The organism is Hippea maritima DSM 10411 (assembly GCF_000194135.1).
Lineage (GTDB): Bacteria > Campylobacterota_A > Desulfurellia > Desulfurellales > Hippeaceae > Hippea > Hippea maritima.
This window is the reverse complement of record NC_015318.1, coordinates 1,124,754-1,138,987: the sequence shown is the minus strand read 5'-3', so window position 1 is coordinate 1,138,987 and position 14,234 is coordinate 1,124,754. Positions and strand designations below refer to the sequence as shown.

Sequence of the window (14,234 nt, the reverse complement as noted above, 5' to 3'; positions counted from 1 at the left end):
CTCCTACCTCAAAATACAATTTTTTACCCATTTTTGGGCATTTTTTTTCATTTCTTCCAGCTCTTTGTTTGAATACCCGCTTTTTTCTTTAAATAACGGATTTAAGGTTTTTGATGGTATAAAGTTTTGAATGCAAAAGAGATTCGAGCCCTGAATGATTTTTGATATTTCATCTATGTCTTGTTGGGTTATAATATCTCTGACAACGGTTGTTCTGAATTCATAAGCTATTTGGCTATTTTTGATTGTGTTTATACTGGTTTTTATTGCCTCTATATTAACTTTAACATCAACTACATCACTGTATTTTTCTAACGGAGCTTTTACATCCATTGCTATGTAATCCAGTAGATTTGAGTTTAGAAGCTTGCTTATTATTTCTGGATTTGTGCCATTGGTATCTAATTTAACCTTGTAACCCAACTTTTTTAGTTTTTGTATAAACTTGAAAAGCCTGTCTTTGTGAAGTGTAGGCTCTCCTCCTGTTATGGATACGGCGGTTAGCTTACCTTTTCTTTTTTCTAAAAAAGAAAGTATCTCACCCTCATCAATTCTTGCAGACGTTCCATCTATCAATTCCGGATTGTGGCAGTAGGGGCATCTAAAATTACATCCTAGGGTAAAAACAACAGCAGCAAGCTCCCCTGGATAATCTATAAGTGAAAATCTCAGCAGTCCGCCAAACATCAAACAACCTTAAAGCTTTTTCTTTGGCTAAACTCCTCCTGTTTGCCATCGTTCCACTGCTGCACTGGGCGTAAGTATCCTACAACGCGCGAATAAACCTCACATCTTTCCACTTTCATATCCTTTTTTTTCTCTTCCAATTCTTTTATTTTCTTTAAAATCTCATCTCTGCTCATCAGCTTGTCTCCTTTAACATGGCTTTTAGCTTATTTATTTGGTTTTCTATTTCTTCTTTTTCGCTTTTGCATATCGGACATTCCAAATGTTCGCCTGCTATGTATCCGTGCTTAGGGCAGATAGAAAAAGTTGGAGTAAGTGTAAGGTAAGGAAGTTTATAGTTTTCAAATGTAGTTTTTATGAGCAGCCTTACAGATTTTGTGTCGTACAGCCTTTCTCCTAAAAATACATGTAAAACTGTACCACCTGTGTATTTTGTTTGTAATTCATCCTGAAGTTCTAACGCTTCAAACACATCGTCTGTATAATTTACAGGAAGTTGAGATGAGTTTGTGTAGTATGGCCTTGATGTGTCTCCGGATGTTTTTATGCCTGGATACCTTTCTTTGTCCAACTTTGCCAATCTGTAGGATGTGCCTTCTGCAGGGGTTGCCTCTAAGTTGTAATTATTGCTCGTCTCTTGCTGAAACTGCTCAAGTTTTTCCCTCATAAAATCCAATGTTTTTTTAGCAAATGCCTGGCCTTCTCGGCTTGTTATTGGTGATTCGATGAGATTCAGGCATGCCTCATGCATTCCAATGAGGCCTATGGTGGAGAAGTGGTTTTTCCAATACTCATCAAATCTATCCTTTATAGAAGATAAGTAGAATTTTGAGTATGGATAGAGACTTGATTCGGTAAACCTTTCCAGTATCTTCCGTTTTATCTCAAGAGAATCCTTTGCGAGTTCCATTAATGAGTTGAGTCTTTCAAAAAACTCACCTTCTGAGGATGACAGATAGGCGATGCGTGGTAGATTTATGGTGACCACACCTATTGAGCCTGTAAGTGGATTGGCACCGAACAGCCCGCCGCCCCTCTTTTTTAGCTCCCTTGTATCGAGCCTGAGCCTGCAGCACATCGAGCGCGCATCCTCTGGGCTCATATCTGAGTTTATGAAGTTTGCAAAATACGGAATGCCGTATTTGGCCGTTGCCTGCCATAGGGGTTCTAAGTTCGGGTTATCCCAATCAAAATCCTTTGTTATGTTGTATGTCGGTATGGGGAATGTAAACACTCTGCCGTCAGCATCACCCTCGCTCATTATCTCCATAAACGCCCTGTTTATCATGTCCATCTCATTTTGAAACTCGCCGTATGTATGGTTTGCGATTTTCCCGCCTATGATGACGGCCTGATTCTTCATAAAATCGGGAACTTTTAGATCAAGTGTTAGGTTTGTAAACGGTGTATTGCCTGTAATAAATACTTGTCCATTCCTTTGCGCAATAACTGTTTCATTTACTGTGTGCACAGACCATATTATCCCTTCATAATCAACTTCTTTTATACTTTGGATATAGTCGTTTTTTGTCTCTGTTAGTGTCAGAATGTATTGTTTTTTCTTAGAAATACCACCAGAAACATTTCGTTCTTTAATATTAACATTATACCCGGCCAAAACAGCAATGACAGATAGTGCTTCCGCATTCTCTTTGTTAGTAGTAGTTATTCTTGTTCTGTTGGTTTCATTCCATCCGTCTCCTTTTGTGTATGTCTCTAAGAATACACGCGCTTGCCTTTGGCTAAGCCTAAAGAGAAATTCAGGAAACTTCTTCTTATTTGTTCCTAACCATTGATGAATGATTTTACTTGATTTTGGCAGAAGCCTTATATGCTCGCAACTCCCTAAACTTGTTTGTGTTCTTTCTTGAAATTCTAATCCCATGTTTTCTAAAAGTTCTATAATCTCTTTGTAATAGGATGGATGGGCTGTTGAGGATTGATAAATACTTACTCTATGACTTCCTGTTTTCTCAATAGAGCCTTCAGATAACACCAAAGCCAATATTTTCAATTTCTCATCGCTGATATCTATATCGGTATTGATATTGCAGGCTGCTGCTGGAGTTGGAATAGAAATTGGAGATTTTAATTTCAATATGTCTTCAATGGGTTCCAAGATATATCTATCTTGATTAAATACTTGTCTTACTATGCGATGACCCGGGGAAATAAGTTGATTCTGACTGCGATTAAGCAGATTATACATTTTGCCTTTGTATTCTCTTCTAAAAACACTTTCAACCTTTTTTATTTCGATTTGTTTTGTTTGAATATTAAAAGTATAAATTAAATCTCCTTCGTTTACTTCTTGCCAAGTCTTCCAGCCCTGTGAGGAAAGTATTTTTGTGTCTTCAGAGAGACATTGAAAACCCACACGCGTTGGGACATTGACATTGAAAATGAACTCCTGAAGGGCCTGTTTTACCTCTTTGTAACTTAAATTGTCGTATGCAACAAATGGCGCTAAATAGGTGTCAAAGTTTGAAAAAGCCTGAGCGCCCGCCGATTCGCCCTGCAGGGTATAGAAAAAGTTTACAATCTGACCCAAAGCAGACCTAAAATGCTTTGCGGGTTTGCTTGAGACCTTGCCCTTTGCCCCTCTGAAACCTTTGATAAGCAGATCCTGCAAGTCCCATCCAACACAGTACACGCTCAATGAGTTTAGATCATGGATATGAAAATCACCGCTTAAGTGGGCTTCTCTTATCTCTTTGGGGTAGATTTTGTTGAGCCAATAGGTTTTTGTAATGGCCGATGAGATGTAGTTGTTAAGGCCTTGCAAGGAAAAACTCATGTTCGAGTTTTCTTTAACTTCCCAGTCCAGCTTGTTTAGATACTGCTCAACCAGTTCAACATCCGCTCTGTTTTTAAACTCCCTTAATTGGGCGTGCTGTTCTCTGTAAATGATGTAAGCCTTGGCCGTTTTTTTAAACGGCGATGAAAGTAATACCTCCTCAACAATATCTTGAATTTCCTCAACCGTTGGTGTTTTGCCTTTGAAAAACCTATAGGCAAGGTCTAATACTTTTATGGTAAGCTTTTTTGCTGTTTCGTAGTCAAACTCACCTGTTGCCTTACCCGCTTTAGTTATGGCTGTAGTTATTTTTTCGGAATCAAACTCAACTATACGACCGTCTCTTTTTACAATTCTTGAAAACACAATATCCCCCTTTGGCTATGTGTGGTTAAATATTTTGAAAAGGGGATTATTAAGGTGGGCTTGTAGTTCTCATATTGAACCTCCCGTTCGTTTTATTGTCGGGTAAGTCTCCTGGCTCGGCTTCATCCTACTTCCCTGGCCTTCCCATCGAGCGACCCCTTTAGGAGCCTCTCTCGACAGTGGCTTAGTTAGGGTTTCGTCAGCCTCACAGTTGCGGGGGCAGCGCCGGATTTACACCGGACTTCCTTGACCCGACATGTTGTTTATACAATTTAGGTGTTTTTTATGTCAAGTAGCTTGCCAATTTCTGCGCCTGAAAGGTGTAAAGATTACGGGGTTTTTAGGGTATCGTTGTCGAATAACAAAGGGTTTGTGTCATTTGAAATGGTTTTTACTATTTCTCTTGAGTCTTTTGATAAAACTACTTTGCTGTTTTCTATCTTTTTTATGGTGTAATCACCAATTTTGTCGCCTTCTTTGTAAATTTTTTTACCTATCAAAACAATCTTTTGTCCATCCGATATAAAAACGCCGTAGATTTTGAACTCAAAATCGGGTTTTTTCTTTTGTATTTTAATATTTTTGTTTTGGATTTCTTTCTCGGGTGAATATTCAAATAGTTTATATTTTTCATTTGATGGTAATTTAAATATGGGAAACCCTCCACCAAATGCTAGCGGAGTAATGAAGAAAATAATAAAGGCTAAGAAAAGTAATCTCATTGCATGTTCACCTGAACGTATTCTATTTTTAATTTAGCATTATAAATATCATCTTTTTTTGAAATCTCATATGACGGTATTTGCATATTATTTGAATAGTTTTCAACTGTATCAAGGAAATAGACTATATTTTCGAGCGTATCATTAATTTTAACATTGAATTTATAGATAATTCTATACCTTTGATTTTCGATGCCTTCTACTTTAAAAGACATTACATTTATACCACTTTTTAAAAATAGTGCTTTTATCATGTTGCCTACATCCAAAATGCTAACTTTTTTATTTTTTAGTAAAGATATTTGTTCTTTATAGGTTTCAACCGCTTCTTTGGTTTTTGCTATCTTTCTAAAGACATCCTTTCTGCTCTCTATGGAGTTGATGAGAGAGTAAATTTTTGATTCATATCTATTGCATTTGCTGAGTAGAGCCGCCCTTTGTTTTGCAAGGGTAGGCATAATGGCTTTTATAAAAAATACATCTATAGCTACTATAAGCACTATAATGAGTATGATAAACTCTCTAAAACCAATCTCTTTTAGTCCATTAAACTTCAAAACGATACCTCGTAGCTAATTTCAAATTCATAAACCTGTTCTTTTCTTTTTACAGAATAGAGCTTTAGAGATTTTATTGAAATATTTTTTTCAAGCATGTAATAAAATCTTTGAAAATCTTTAAGTGTGTCTGTTATACCCTTAAATTTAAAATATCCGTTGTTGTAGCTAACACTTTCGAAATTTATGCCTTTAGTAAAAGTGTTAAGATAAATAATAGTCGAGGAGAAGGCTGAACGTCTTACGAACACTAGACTTTTTAGCCTTACCTCTTCCTTTTTGAGTTTACTGAGTTTTCTTAAAAGCACTTTATAGTTATTGCTGTATTGGGTAAGCTTTGAGTCTATGGAGGAAAGTCTGTTTATGTAGTCTTTTCTTTGCAAAATGCATTGTTTGAGTTTTGCATTTATGTAGGAGTTTATGGAAAATACGAGTATAAGAAAGACAATGTTAAGTATAAAAGCCGCTATAACACCTTTTTTTATTATGTATTGCTTATAGGAGAATCGTTTTTCTTGTGGTAGAAAATTTATCTCTTTCATTTTATCTCTCTCAAGGCTGCCCCTACGCATATTTCAAAATAGCTTGTGTTGTCCAGAATGGAAGAATCTATATCTTGACCAAACTCTATAAGCTTTTGGGGCTTGAATTCAACTGTTTCTAAAGAAAATAGGCGTGATATGTATTTGTTTATGTTATTTACCTTGTTTATTTGGCCTATTGTAACAATTTTTTCTATTTTGCCTATCTTTTGAACGGTTGTTATATAATCTATTGTACGTTGTATTTCTATGGTAAATTGGTCAAATACTCCAGATATGCTTTCATATATGAGCTGTTCTTCTTGATTTTTTTCGTCTACTGTCTCGAAACCCTTTTTTTGAAGTAGGTTTTCTGCCTCTTTTTTAGATATGCCCCCTGATTTAGCTAATGAACCAACAAGTTCATTCCATGAATATCTAAGATTTCTGAAGGCTAAAGCTTTTCCATCTTTGCAGGCTGAAATAGTTGAGTAATCTTTAAATATAGCGCAACCCAATATATATCCATCTCCCAAGAAATTACCTACAACTCTTCGTAAAGATACGCTGTGAGTTTCGAAACTATATAGTTTTATATTTTTGTGTTTGGATAGAATACTGTAATAAAAGTTAAGAACACTGCGTGGCATGGCTGCCACATATATCAGATTTTTTTCTTCAAACTTGTTTTCTTCATAATCTATAATGTAATCTTTAAGTTCTATTTCGTAGTCTCTCTTTAAATCTTTATAAAGACTTGAGCGTATATCTGAGTTACTTTTGTAAAAATAAATGTGTTCTATTATTGATGAATGTTTAAATGATACGTTTGTTAAAACGTCTTTTGGTAAATTTTCTGCTATGCTATCTATGATATTGTTTATCTCTTTTTCATCCTCAAACTCATAAAAGGCAAGGCTTTCTATAACGCTATTTTTGCCTTTTTTTCTTATCAGGCAAACATCAATTTCAGAAGGCCCTATTGCAATTGAGCATCTCAGATTGAAATCCATGATTAATCCTTCACAAGCCTTAAAACAGCTATTTTGGCTTCTATCATATTTTTTAAAGACTTGTCATGTGTTTTCTTTAAGACTATGGAATAGTTTTTTAAAGCATTTTTCATATCACCCATTAACTCAAAAATTACAGCCTTGTCAAGAAATAGCTCATATCTGTCCGATCTTATTTTGTTTAGTTCATTCAAGGCTTGTCTGTATTTCTTTTTTTTCATTAATGCATAAGAGAGATAAGCTATAGCCTGTTCATCATTTGGATGATTTTTAAGATATACTTTTAGGTTCTTTATAGCTTTATCCTCTTGATTTGTCTTGGCATAGTATATGCTTATGTATTTTATGTCATTTTTCTTTTTTGCCATTTCATACATCTGATTTAATTTACCAATTTCCAATAGGTATTCGCAACTATGTTTTTTTACAAAACTTTTACTTTTTAATTTTTTTTCGGCTATATCAATATCATTTTTAAGTTTTTCTACAACCGAAAAATCCTTAGACCTAAGCTGTTTTTCAACCTTTTTGTATAATTTGAAAGAATAGAGGGAAAAGATTAAAACCAAAACTACAACAAGAGACGCGTAAATTGTTAACTCACTAAAAAATACATCAAAGCTGTTTTTTCTCTGGAAAACACCACCACTTTTTTTCTTTTTGTTATCTTCAAGCCTTTTTAAAGATTTTGCGATTAAACTCATCTAAACAACCATACCAAACCCAATTTTAATAAGCGTTTTTTATCGAATTTGTAATATTCCTTTGCCGCAAGTACGACTTCTTTTGGCGATATCTTTTTCTTTTTGTTTGCTGCCGCCAGTATTAGGCAGGTTTCGGCAAGTTGGTTTATTTCTCTAGGGTTACCCTTTGTTAGCTTATATATATATTTAATTGCTTTGTCTTTAAATATTGTTTTCCTATATTTCAAGGCTTGATTTGTTCTAAACTCTATATAGGCCTTTGTTTCTTCAAGGCTTAATCCCTTCAAGTAAACCCAATAGGCCACACGTTGTTTTATCTGTCTGTATTTGTCTTGATTTAGTTTATTTATTAGCTCGCTTTGGCCAACGAGCAATATTTGAACGAGTTTGGCATTCTCCATTTCTATATTTGAGATCTGTCTAAGCATTTCCATGGACTCAAAGCTCATATGTTGGGATTCATCAACTATTATAAGGGCGTTTTTATTGGATTTGTATAATCCGACAAAAAAGTCTACAAGCTCTTGAAATATTTTACCCCTGTCCTTGCCTTCTATTTTTAGTCCAAAATCTGTGGCGATATAATTCAGTGTTTCATCAGCGGATAAAAATGGATTTAAAAGTAGGCTTACTTCAACATTTATTAATTTGTTGAGCAATACCCTGCTTAATGTAGTTTTTCCAACTCCTACTTCACCCACTAAAACAAACAATCCTTTTCTTGCTTTTATGGCGTACTCTATAGTTTTTATGGCATCATCGTGTTCCTCGGAGCTATAAAAAAAACCAGGGTCTGGAGTTAATCTAAATGGATCATCGTCAAAGCCAAAAAACTCTTTATACATATCATTTCCAGAATTTGAATTCTATCTTACGTTTTGTATCTTCCAATTTTCCTTCACTTGTTGATTCATACAGTATTGAATTTGAACCATTGTCTATTGTTATCGAGGCATTAGACACAAAAACCACAACCATTTCTCCATTATCTAAGGTATATGTTGCATTGTCGCAAAATCCTTCGTTTACACACCTTTCTATAGCAATTTCTTTACCACTTTCAGCCAGGTAGAATGCCTGTGATGATATTAAATCTTCAGATGAAGAAACGCTGCTACTGGATAAAAGACTTACAATCATAGCGCCAACAAACGCAAATAATATAAGCAAAAAAACAATAAAAATCAATGAGCCTTTTTTGTTAAGGAACATTTCTTATGTGTACCTCTTGATTATATGTTAGCTCTACATCTCCTTTTTTCATCACTAATTCGATTTTTAAAATAGCCTGTTTATATGTGTAGCCTTGCTCATATTTAAATGTTAAGTTCTTTACATAATTTGCCATTACATAGCCCCCTTGTTTTATTTCAGATGGAGTTGTGTCAAGTGAGATGTTTGAATTTCTGTAGATTTTACTGTTTTTAAGATAGAAAGCTACTATTTGTCCTATTTTGTATATTCTATGGTATGGTGAATCGTGATCTATCGGTCTGTCTAAAATGCACCTTCCGTTTTGGGTGCTTTTTATTTTGTAAATTCTATCACCGTTGTAGAAATAGTCGGGCTTTGTGTTGTATATGGATACATTATCGCCCGATGCTATATTAATCTCTGAGCAGCTTATGTTGTCTGAACCCTGTAAGGGTGAGTAGTAGCCCATACTGCTGAATTCGGCAAACTCAATAGTATTGTTGTCTATGACTTTAATAGTATTTGGTATTGCGTTTCTAATCTCTTTGGCTATTCTATTTGATGAATATTGGGCTTCGTTAAACAACAATGTTTTGACCTGAGTGTCTACGTACCCCTCCATAACAGGCTCTATAAGATTTGTTCCAAGATAGGCTACTATGCCGACTACAACCATCGTTATAATCAACTCAATAAGCGTAAAACCGCTAATTAACAATTTTGAGTTATTGATTTTGGATTTTGAATTAACCCTCACCCAATTAAATCCCATGCCCATATCCATTCTTTAATTAAAAATTTAAAATCCAAAATCATACTAAAAGTTTCCCTTTAGAGCTTTCAATATATAGCTTTCATCCAATCCATTTGATGTGACCTCAACCCTTATGAGTTTGAAGTTTGTAGGGCATTCCGCTATTACAACCTTATTGTTATCTAATTTTGCACATTTTACATCTACTTTAATTTTATACCCTGCAGTAATATCATCAAAACAACCATTTGAACCTGTTATGCAGCTTAGATTATCAAAGTCATCTACATCGTCGAAATTGTCGGTGTTATTGGTGTTCTCTTCCTTTTTTATGTTAACCTCATTTAGGGGTATTGTGCCTCCTCCATTGGGTGTATCATTGTCAAACTTTTTAGAGAGAATTTCATCCATTACAGACTGAGCAACCTCTATGGCCCTATGCCTGATTATTGGGTTTGATGTTTTACCCAGCGTATTGTAAAAAACCACCATGATGCCTACAACGCCAAGTGTAAAAACAACAATCGATAAAACAACCTCTATGAGAGTAAAGCCTGAGCCTTTTTCTTTAAATTTCATAGCTAATTTTAATCATTGCTTACCACACCACCAGCAAATGGGGTGATAGTAACGGTGTATTTATTATCTATTTTAACCACTACATCACTATCCAAAGGGTTTAGATTATTATCGCAAGGCTCACCTAAGTAGTCAAAATAAACCTTATCTATAGGGTTGTTTTTATATGTTGCGCTTATGTTTTCTTGAACAGATATGGCCTTATCCTCCTCACCCGGCACTTCTACCTGGCCACTTTTATTGCCAACGTAGTAGCTTTTTGAGTTGAAACCTATATAGTACCAACCCCCTTTTATCATGGATTCATGTTGAGCATAACGTGTTATCGTGATGAATTTTACTAAATCGGCTTTTTCCTTGTATCCGCTTGTAAATATCTTAGGACCTACTACTATTGACACTATCCCTATTAAAACTATAACTACTACAAGCTCAACTAAAGTAAAGCCTTTCCTCATTGTAACTCTTTTAAGGTTTCCGGATTTATAGAAACCTTGCCGGTTTTTTTGTTGTAAATGTATCTTTTGCCCAATTTATCTAAGATTTGCTCTGTGCTGTTATCTATGTAAAAATTTTTATAATATACATATCCCTTTTTGTATAGCTCGAATAGGTTGGAGGGATATTTATTGTTTCTTATTTTGTAAAGTTCTATGGCAAGTTTTAGATTGGATAGTTCAACTTTGATCTGGGTCTTTAAAGCCTTCTTTTCAAGTATTTTATACCTGTAATATATAACGTTAACCATTATTGCAATAACAATCAACACTATGATTTCTTCCCATGCTGAATAACCGTTTTTCTTCATTAATGGACGACCTTTACCATATCCCACATAGGCAAGAATACACCTAATGCAAGCAGAAGTACCATAGCCGCTATAAATACAAGTAAAATTGGTTCAATAGCTGTGGATAGATTATTTATAGCATACGATATTTCCTCATCAAAGTAGTCTGAAACCTTAAATAGCATTTCATCCAACCTTCCTGTTTCTTCGCCAACAGCGACCATATCGCTTACTATGTCGGGGAAGAATTCAGAGCTTTTGATTGGTCTTGAGATTGTTGCCCCGCTTTCTACATAGGATCTTATTGCCAATATTGCTTGCTTTGCGACATCATTACCCGTTGCTTCTGCAACAATATCTAAAGATGTTGTTATAGCCAACCCACTTTTGTATAGAAGTCCCAATATTCTCATTATTCTTGATAGATAGATTTTATGGACAAGTTTACCAAGTATGGGTAGTTTTAATATTATCTCATCTATTTTTCTTTTTCCTTGCGGGGTTTTTTTGTATTTTTTAAAAAATGCGATCGAGGCTATTATTAGACCTATAACAAGCCACCAGAAGTTGTGGACAAAATTATTTATGCCTATGAGTATCCTTGTAGGCAGTGGCAGTGTAGCGTTAAATTTATTGAATAAGCTAACAAATCGGGGAATAACAAAAGTTATGATGATGGAAAAAGCGATTACTATAGCTGAAACAACGATTTTAGGATACCTTGTTGCAGTTTTTATTCTATTCCTTGTTTGAAGTTCTGTCTCTAAAATCGTCGCAAGCCTTTCTAAAACTACATCCAATGTTCCGCTTTCTTCACCAACCTTAAGCATGTTTATGTATAGAGGCGAAAAAATATCCTCACGCCTTGCAAAGGCTTCACTCAAAGACATTCCGCCATCCACGTCCTTTTTTATTTGCTCTACAACGCCCTTTAGTTTAAATGAAACGGTTTGCTCGCTGAGGCGCTCAAGAATCGTTGAGATAGGCACACCCGCATCAAAGAGCGTTGCAAACTGACGCGTAAAAACGATTAAATCCTCTAATTTTACCCTGCCAAATTTTACCCTGAATTGATTTATTAGATTGCTTAATTCATCAAAAGCAGACGCCTGCCTTAGATCTTCAACATCTATACCTTTATCATACAAAAGAAGCAGCGCCTCATCGTATGACGCTGCTTCTATAATGCCGGTCAGACTTTTGCCTTCACTTACTCCTTTGTAGAAGAATTTCATAAAGAAAAATAATTATTCACAATCGTCTGTTTCTACAGTTATTTTTGGGCCTTCTCCAGAGGTGCTATAATCGTATCTAACATAACAGTTTTTATTTGTAGCACTACTGTATCCCTTATAGTAGAAGGTAATTGTGTTGTTAGTTCCATTGTCGTTTTTTACTGCTTCGAATGTATCATTATCGTAATCAACTGCTGCACCTATACCATCTGTATCTGGAGCGGGATAGCCTTTAATGACGCCACTTGCGCAGTTATGACCATCTGAACTTCCACCAAGGCACACATATACTGTTGTACCATCTTCTAAGGTAACATTATCAATGGATGAGTTATCCTGAACCAGCCATTTGCCATGCACAATGTTCATGGCAGCTCTAACACTGCCAGCAAACCCTTTAACAGCTGAAATTTTTGCCTCTTTTGTCAATCCCGCAAACTTTGGCACTGCAACAGCAGCTAAAATTCCCAAAATCACGATGACAATAATCAATTCAATTAGCGTAAAACCCTCTTTCCTCATTCCAACAACCTCCTAAAAATTTTTTACTAACGAAATTATATCATAAGTACCTTAAATGTTAACTACTATTTTTCATGTCTGCATCACCCCCTAATCTTATTCTTTATCGTTACTCTTTGACAATTGTTGCTCTTAAGACCTCCTCAAGCGTTGTTACACCTTTTTTTACAAGTTCAAGACCGCTATCCCTCATAAAGCGCATACCGTTTTCTTTGGCTTTTTGCCTAATCTCATCAATTGGGGCATTCTTGTTTATAAGGCTTCTTATATCTCTATCTATTTTCATCACCTCATAAATGCCAATTCTGCCCTGATATCCGCTGAACTTACACTTTTCGCAACCTTCTCCTTTGTATAAGACGATGTCATTATCAAGCCCCAATCTTTCAATAAGCTCCTTTTCTGGCTTATATGAAACCTTACAATGCGGACATATCTTTCTAACAAGCCTCTGACCCACAACGCCGATCAAGGAGGTTGAAACAAGGTAATTCTCAATACCCATTTCAATGAGCCTTACAGCGCTTGATGCTGCATCGTTTGTGTGTATTGTGGATAAAACCAAATGTCCCGTAAGTGATGCCTGAATGGCAATTTCTGCTGTATCTTTATCCCTGATCTCACCAATCATAATAATGTCCGGGTCTTGCCTTAAGATGCTCCTTAATGCATTAGCAAAAGTCAGTCCAGCGGTTTCATCGACGCTTACCTGATTTATTAGTTTAAAATTATATTCAATTGGATCCTCTACTGTTATAATATTTTTCTCTGGTGTATTGAGTTTGTTTAACGATGCATAGAGGGTTGTTGTCTTTCCTGAGCCGGTAGGACCAGAAATTAAGATAATGCCATAAGGTTTTGATATCATATCTTCGTATATTTTTAAGCTGTACTCATCCATTCCTATGTTTCTTAAATCGAGCAGAGCCTTTTCTCTGTCTAAGATCCTTAAAACAACCTTCTCGCCGTAGTTTGTAGGGAGAGTAGAAACCCTAAAATCTACATCCTTGAAATTTTTTCTTAGCTTAAACCTTCCATCTTGAGGTAACCTTTTTTCTGCTATATTCATATTTGACATTATTTTTATTCTTGATATTACGGCGGGATGAAGCACTTTGTTTAGAGATAAAACCTCATGTAGTATTCCATCGATCCTATACCTGACCCTTAGGATATCCTCATCAGGTTCTATGTGTATGTCGCTGGCTTTATCTGTCAGTGCTTTGGCTATTATACTGTCTACTAAGTTTACAACGGATGCGTCTTCTGCTAAGTTTCTTAATATATCCTCATCGCTTCCGCTTGAGATTATCTTTTTCTCAACGTCATCTACTATTTTATATAATTTGTCCTCTGTTCCATAGATTCTCTCAAGAGCGCTGAATAGCTCATCTTTGGATATTATTGTAGGGATGATTTCTTTGTGTGTTATTCTGCTAATTTCATCAAGCGCGAAAATGTCAGTGGGGTCGCTTGTGGCTATAATAAGTTTGTTGTCCTTGACATCAACAGGCACCACCTTAAACCTTCTGGCGAGTTTCTCGGGTAGCGCCTCTTTTAAAGGCTTTTCAAACTTTATGTCCTCTAATGTTGCTTTTTCTATTCCAAGTTGCTCAGCCAAAACATCCGTCATTAATTCTTCAGTTATATAACCAAGCTCAACAAGCATTTCACCGAGCTTTTTACCCTTACTTTTTGCCTCATTTAGGGCAACTTTCAATTGGGCTTCTGTTATATAGCCTTTCTCTTTAAGCAAATCACCAATTCTAATTTTTTTTAGTTTCATAACTTTC

At 35.5% G+C, this 14,234-nt stretch carries 17 protein-coding genes and 1 riboswitch; all 17 genes read right to left on the bottom strand.

Features of this window, described 5'->3' with window-relative positions:
- Nucleotides 1-3: 3 nt before the first annotated feature.
- Nucleotides 4-687, bottom strand: coding sequence for an anaerobic ribonucleoside-triphosphate reductase activating protein (locus HIPMA_RS05915; protein ID WP_013682148.1), 684 nt, complete (start codon nucleotides 685-687; stop codon nucleotides 4-6).
- Nucleotides 687-863 carry an anaerobic ribonucleoside-triphosphate reductase gene (gene nrdD / locus HIPMA_RS09495; protein ID WP_052297330.1) on the bottom strand — a complete coding sequence of 59 codons (177 nt, stop codon included), beginning with the start codon at nucleotides 861-863 and terminating at the stop codon, nucleotides 687-689. The genes HIPMA_RS05915 and nrdD overlap by 1 nt, the downstream gene beginning before the upstream one ends.
- Nucleotides 863-3,850 (bottom strand): ribonucleoside triphosphate reductase, encoded by a 2,988-nt coding sequence (locus tag HIPMA_RS09405; RefSeq protein ID WP_013682147.1) that lies wholly within the window; start codon nucleotides 3,848-3,850, stop codon nucleotides 863-865. Before HIPMA_RS09405 ends, nrdD begins: the two co-directional genes overlap by 1 nt.
- Before the next feature lie 84 nt (nucleotides 3,851-3,934).
- Nucleotides 3,935-4,120, bottom strand: a riboswitch (cobalamin riboswitch).
- Nucleotides 4,121-4,179: 59 nt separating this feature from the next.
- A complete protein-coding gene (locus HIPMA_RS05900) occupies nucleotides 4,180-4,572 on the bottom strand; it encodes a hypothetical protein (RefSeq protein ID WP_013682146.1) in 393 nt (130 codons plus the stop codon).
- Nucleotides 4,569-5,129, bottom strand: a complete 561-nt coding sequence (locus tag HIPMA_RS05895) for a hypothetical protein (RefSeq protein WP_013682145.1) — start codon at nucleotides 5,127-5,129, stop codon at nucleotides 4,569-4,571. The genes HIPMA_RS05900 and HIPMA_RS05895 overlap by 4 nt, the downstream gene beginning before the upstream one ends.
- Nucleotides 5,126-5,671 carry a hypothetical protein gene (locus tag HIPMA_RS05890; RefSeq protein ID WP_013682144.1) on the bottom strand — a complete coding sequence of 182 codons (546 nt, stop codon included), beginning with the start codon at nucleotides 5,669-5,671 and terminating at the stop codon, nucleotides 5,126-5,128. Before HIPMA_RS05890 ends, HIPMA_RS05895 begins: the two co-directional genes overlap by 4 nt.
- Nucleotides 5,668-6,663, bottom strand: a complete 996-nt coding sequence (locus tag HIPMA_RS05885) for a hypothetical protein (RefSeq protein ID WP_013682143.1) — start codon at nucleotides 6,661-6,663, stop codon at nucleotides 5,668-5,670. The genes HIPMA_RS05890 and HIPMA_RS05885 overlap by 4 nt, the downstream gene beginning before the upstream one ends.
- 2 nt (nucleotides 6,664-6,665) lie before the next feature.
- On the bottom strand, nucleotides 6,666-7,367 hold the full coding sequence (locus HIPMA_RS05880) for a tetratricopeptide repeat protein (RefSeq protein WP_013682142.1): 702 nt from the start codon (nucleotides 7,365-7,367) through the stop codon (nucleotides 6,666-6,668).
- Complete coding sequence (locus HIPMA_RS05875) at nucleotides 7,364-8,212, bottom strand: ExeA family protein (protein ID WP_013682141.1); 849 nt, start codon at nucleotides 8,210-8,212, stop codon at nucleotides 7,364-7,366. The genes HIPMA_RS05880 and HIPMA_RS05875 overlap by 4 nt, the downstream gene beginning before the upstream one ends.
- Before the next feature lies 1 nt (nucleotide 8,213).
- Nucleotides 8,214-8,579 carry a hypothetical protein gene (locus HIPMA_RS05870; RefSeq protein ID WP_013682140.1) on the bottom strand — a complete coding sequence of 122 codons (366 nt, stop codon included), beginning with the start codon at nucleotides 8,577-8,579 and terminating at the stop codon, nucleotides 8,214-8,216.
- Nucleotides 8,569-9,345 carry a PilW family protein gene (locus tag HIPMA_RS05865; protein ID WP_041324003.1) on the bottom strand — a complete coding sequence of 259 codons (777 nt, stop codon included), beginning with the start codon at nucleotides 9,343-9,345 and terminating at the stop codon, nucleotides 8,569-8,571. The genes HIPMA_RS05870 and HIPMA_RS05865 overlap by 11 nt, the downstream gene beginning before the upstream one ends.
- 33 nt (nucleotides 9,346-9,378) lie before the next feature.
- Nucleotides 9,379-9,894, bottom strand: coding sequence for a type IV pilus modification PilV family protein (locus tag HIPMA_RS05860; protein ID WP_013682138.1), 516 nt, complete (start codon nucleotides 9,892-9,894; stop codon nucleotides 9,379-9,381).
- 8 nt (nucleotides 9,895-9,902) lie between these two features.
- Entirely contained in the window at nucleotides 9,903-10,352 is a 450-nt protein-coding gene (locus HIPMA_RS05855) for a prepilin-type N-terminal cleavage/methylation domain-containing protein (RefSeq protein ID WP_013682137.1), read from the bottom strand.
- Nucleotides 10,349-10,702, bottom strand: a complete 354-nt coding sequence (locus HIPMA_RS05850) for a type II secretion system protein GspG (protein ID WP_013682136.1) — start codon at nucleotides 10,700-10,702, stop codon at nucleotides 10,349-10,351. The genes HIPMA_RS05855 and HIPMA_RS05850 overlap by 4 nt, the downstream gene beginning before the upstream one ends.
- On the bottom strand, nucleotides 10,702-11,919 hold the full coding sequence (locus tag HIPMA_RS05845) for a type II secretion system F family protein (protein WP_013682135.1): 1,218 nt from the start codon (nucleotides 11,917-11,919) through the stop codon (nucleotides 10,702-10,704). The genes HIPMA_RS05850 and HIPMA_RS05845 overlap by 1 nt, the downstream gene beginning before the upstream one ends.
- A gap of 12 nt (nucleotides 11,920-11,931) precedes the next feature.
- Entirely contained in the window at nucleotides 11,932-12,441 is a 510-nt protein-coding gene (locus HIPMA_RS09835; RefSeq protein WP_013682134.1) for a prepilin-type N-terminal cleavage/methylation domain-containing protein, read from the bottom strand.
- A 109-nt stretch (nucleotides 12,442-12,550) separates the two neighbouring features.
- Nucleotides 12,551-14,227 (bottom strand): GspE/PulE family protein, encoded by a 1,677-nt coding sequence (locus HIPMA_RS05835; RefSeq protein WP_013682133.1) that lies wholly within the window; start codon nucleotides 14,225-14,227, stop codon nucleotides 12,551-12,553.
- Nucleotides 14,228-14,234: the final 7 nt, after the last annotated feature.

What these genes read in the sequence shown, in the direction of transcription:
- HIPMA_RS05885 (WP_013682143.1), bottom strand. Translation starts at nt 6,663, where the DNA reads ATGGATTTCAATCTGAGATGCTCAATTGCAATAGGGCCTTCTGAAATT.
- HIPMA_RS05865 (WP_041324003.1), bottom strand. Translation starts at nt 9,345, where the DNA reads ATGGATATGGGCATGGGATTTAATTGGGTGAGGGTTAATTCAAAATCC.
- HIPMA_RS05855 (WP_013682137.1), bottom strand. Translation starts at nt 10,352, where the DNA reads ATGAGGAAAGGCTTTACTTTAGTTGAGCTTGTAGTAGTTATAGTTTTA.
- HIPMA_RS05890 (WP_013682144.1), bottom strand. Translation starts at nt 5,671, where the DNA reads ATGAAAGAGATAAATTTTCTACCACAAGAAAAACGATTCTCCTATAAG.
- HIPMA_RS05850 (WP_013682136.1), bottom strand. Translation starts at nt 10,702, where the DNA reads ATGAAGAAAAACGGTTATTCAGCATGGGAAGAAATCATAGTGTTGATT.
- HIPMA_RS05900 (WP_013682146.1), bottom strand. Translation starts at nt 4,572, where the DNA reads ATGAGATTACTTTTCTTAGCCTTTATTATTTTCTTCATTACTCCGCTA.
- HIPMA_RS05880 (WP_013682142.1), bottom strand. Translation starts at nt 7,367, where the DNA reads ATGAGTTTAATCGCAAAATCTTTAAAAAGGCTTGAAGATAACAAAAAG.
- HIPMA_RS05915 (WP_013682148.1), bottom strand. Translation starts at nt 687, where the DNA reads ATGTTTGGCGGACTGCTGAGATTTTCACTTATAGATTATCCAGGGGAG.
- HIPMA_RS05875 (WP_013682141.1), bottom strand. Translation starts at nt 8,212, where the DNA reads ATGTATAAAGAGTTTTTTGGCTTTGACGATGATCCATTTAGATTAACT.
- HIPMA_RS05845 (WP_013682135.1), bottom strand. Translation starts at nt 11,919, where the DNA reads ATGAAATTCTTCTACAAAGGAGTAAGTGAAGGCAAAAGTCTGACCGGC.
- HIPMA_RS09835 (WP_013682134.1), bottom strand. Translation starts at nt 12,441, where the DNA reads ATGAGGAAAGAGGGTTTTACGCTAATTGAATTGATTATTGTCATCGTG.
- nrdD (WP_052297330.1), bottom strand. Translation starts at nt 863, where the DNA reads ATGAGCAGAGATGAGATTTTAAAGAAAATAAAAGAATTGGAAGAGAAA.
- HIPMA_RS05860 (WP_013682138.1), bottom strand. Translation starts at nt 9,894, where the DNA reads ATGAAATTTAAAGAAAAAGGCTCAGGCTTTACTCTCATAGAGGTTGTT.
- HIPMA_RS05870 (WP_013682140.1), bottom strand. Translation starts at nt 8,579, where the DNA reads ATGTTCCTTAACAAAAAAGGCTCATTGATTTTTATTGTTTTTTTGCTT.
- HIPMA_RS05835 (WP_013682133.1), bottom strand. Translation starts at nt 14,227, where the DNA reads ATGAAACTAAAAAAAATTAGAATTGGTGATTTGCTTAAAGAGAAAGGC.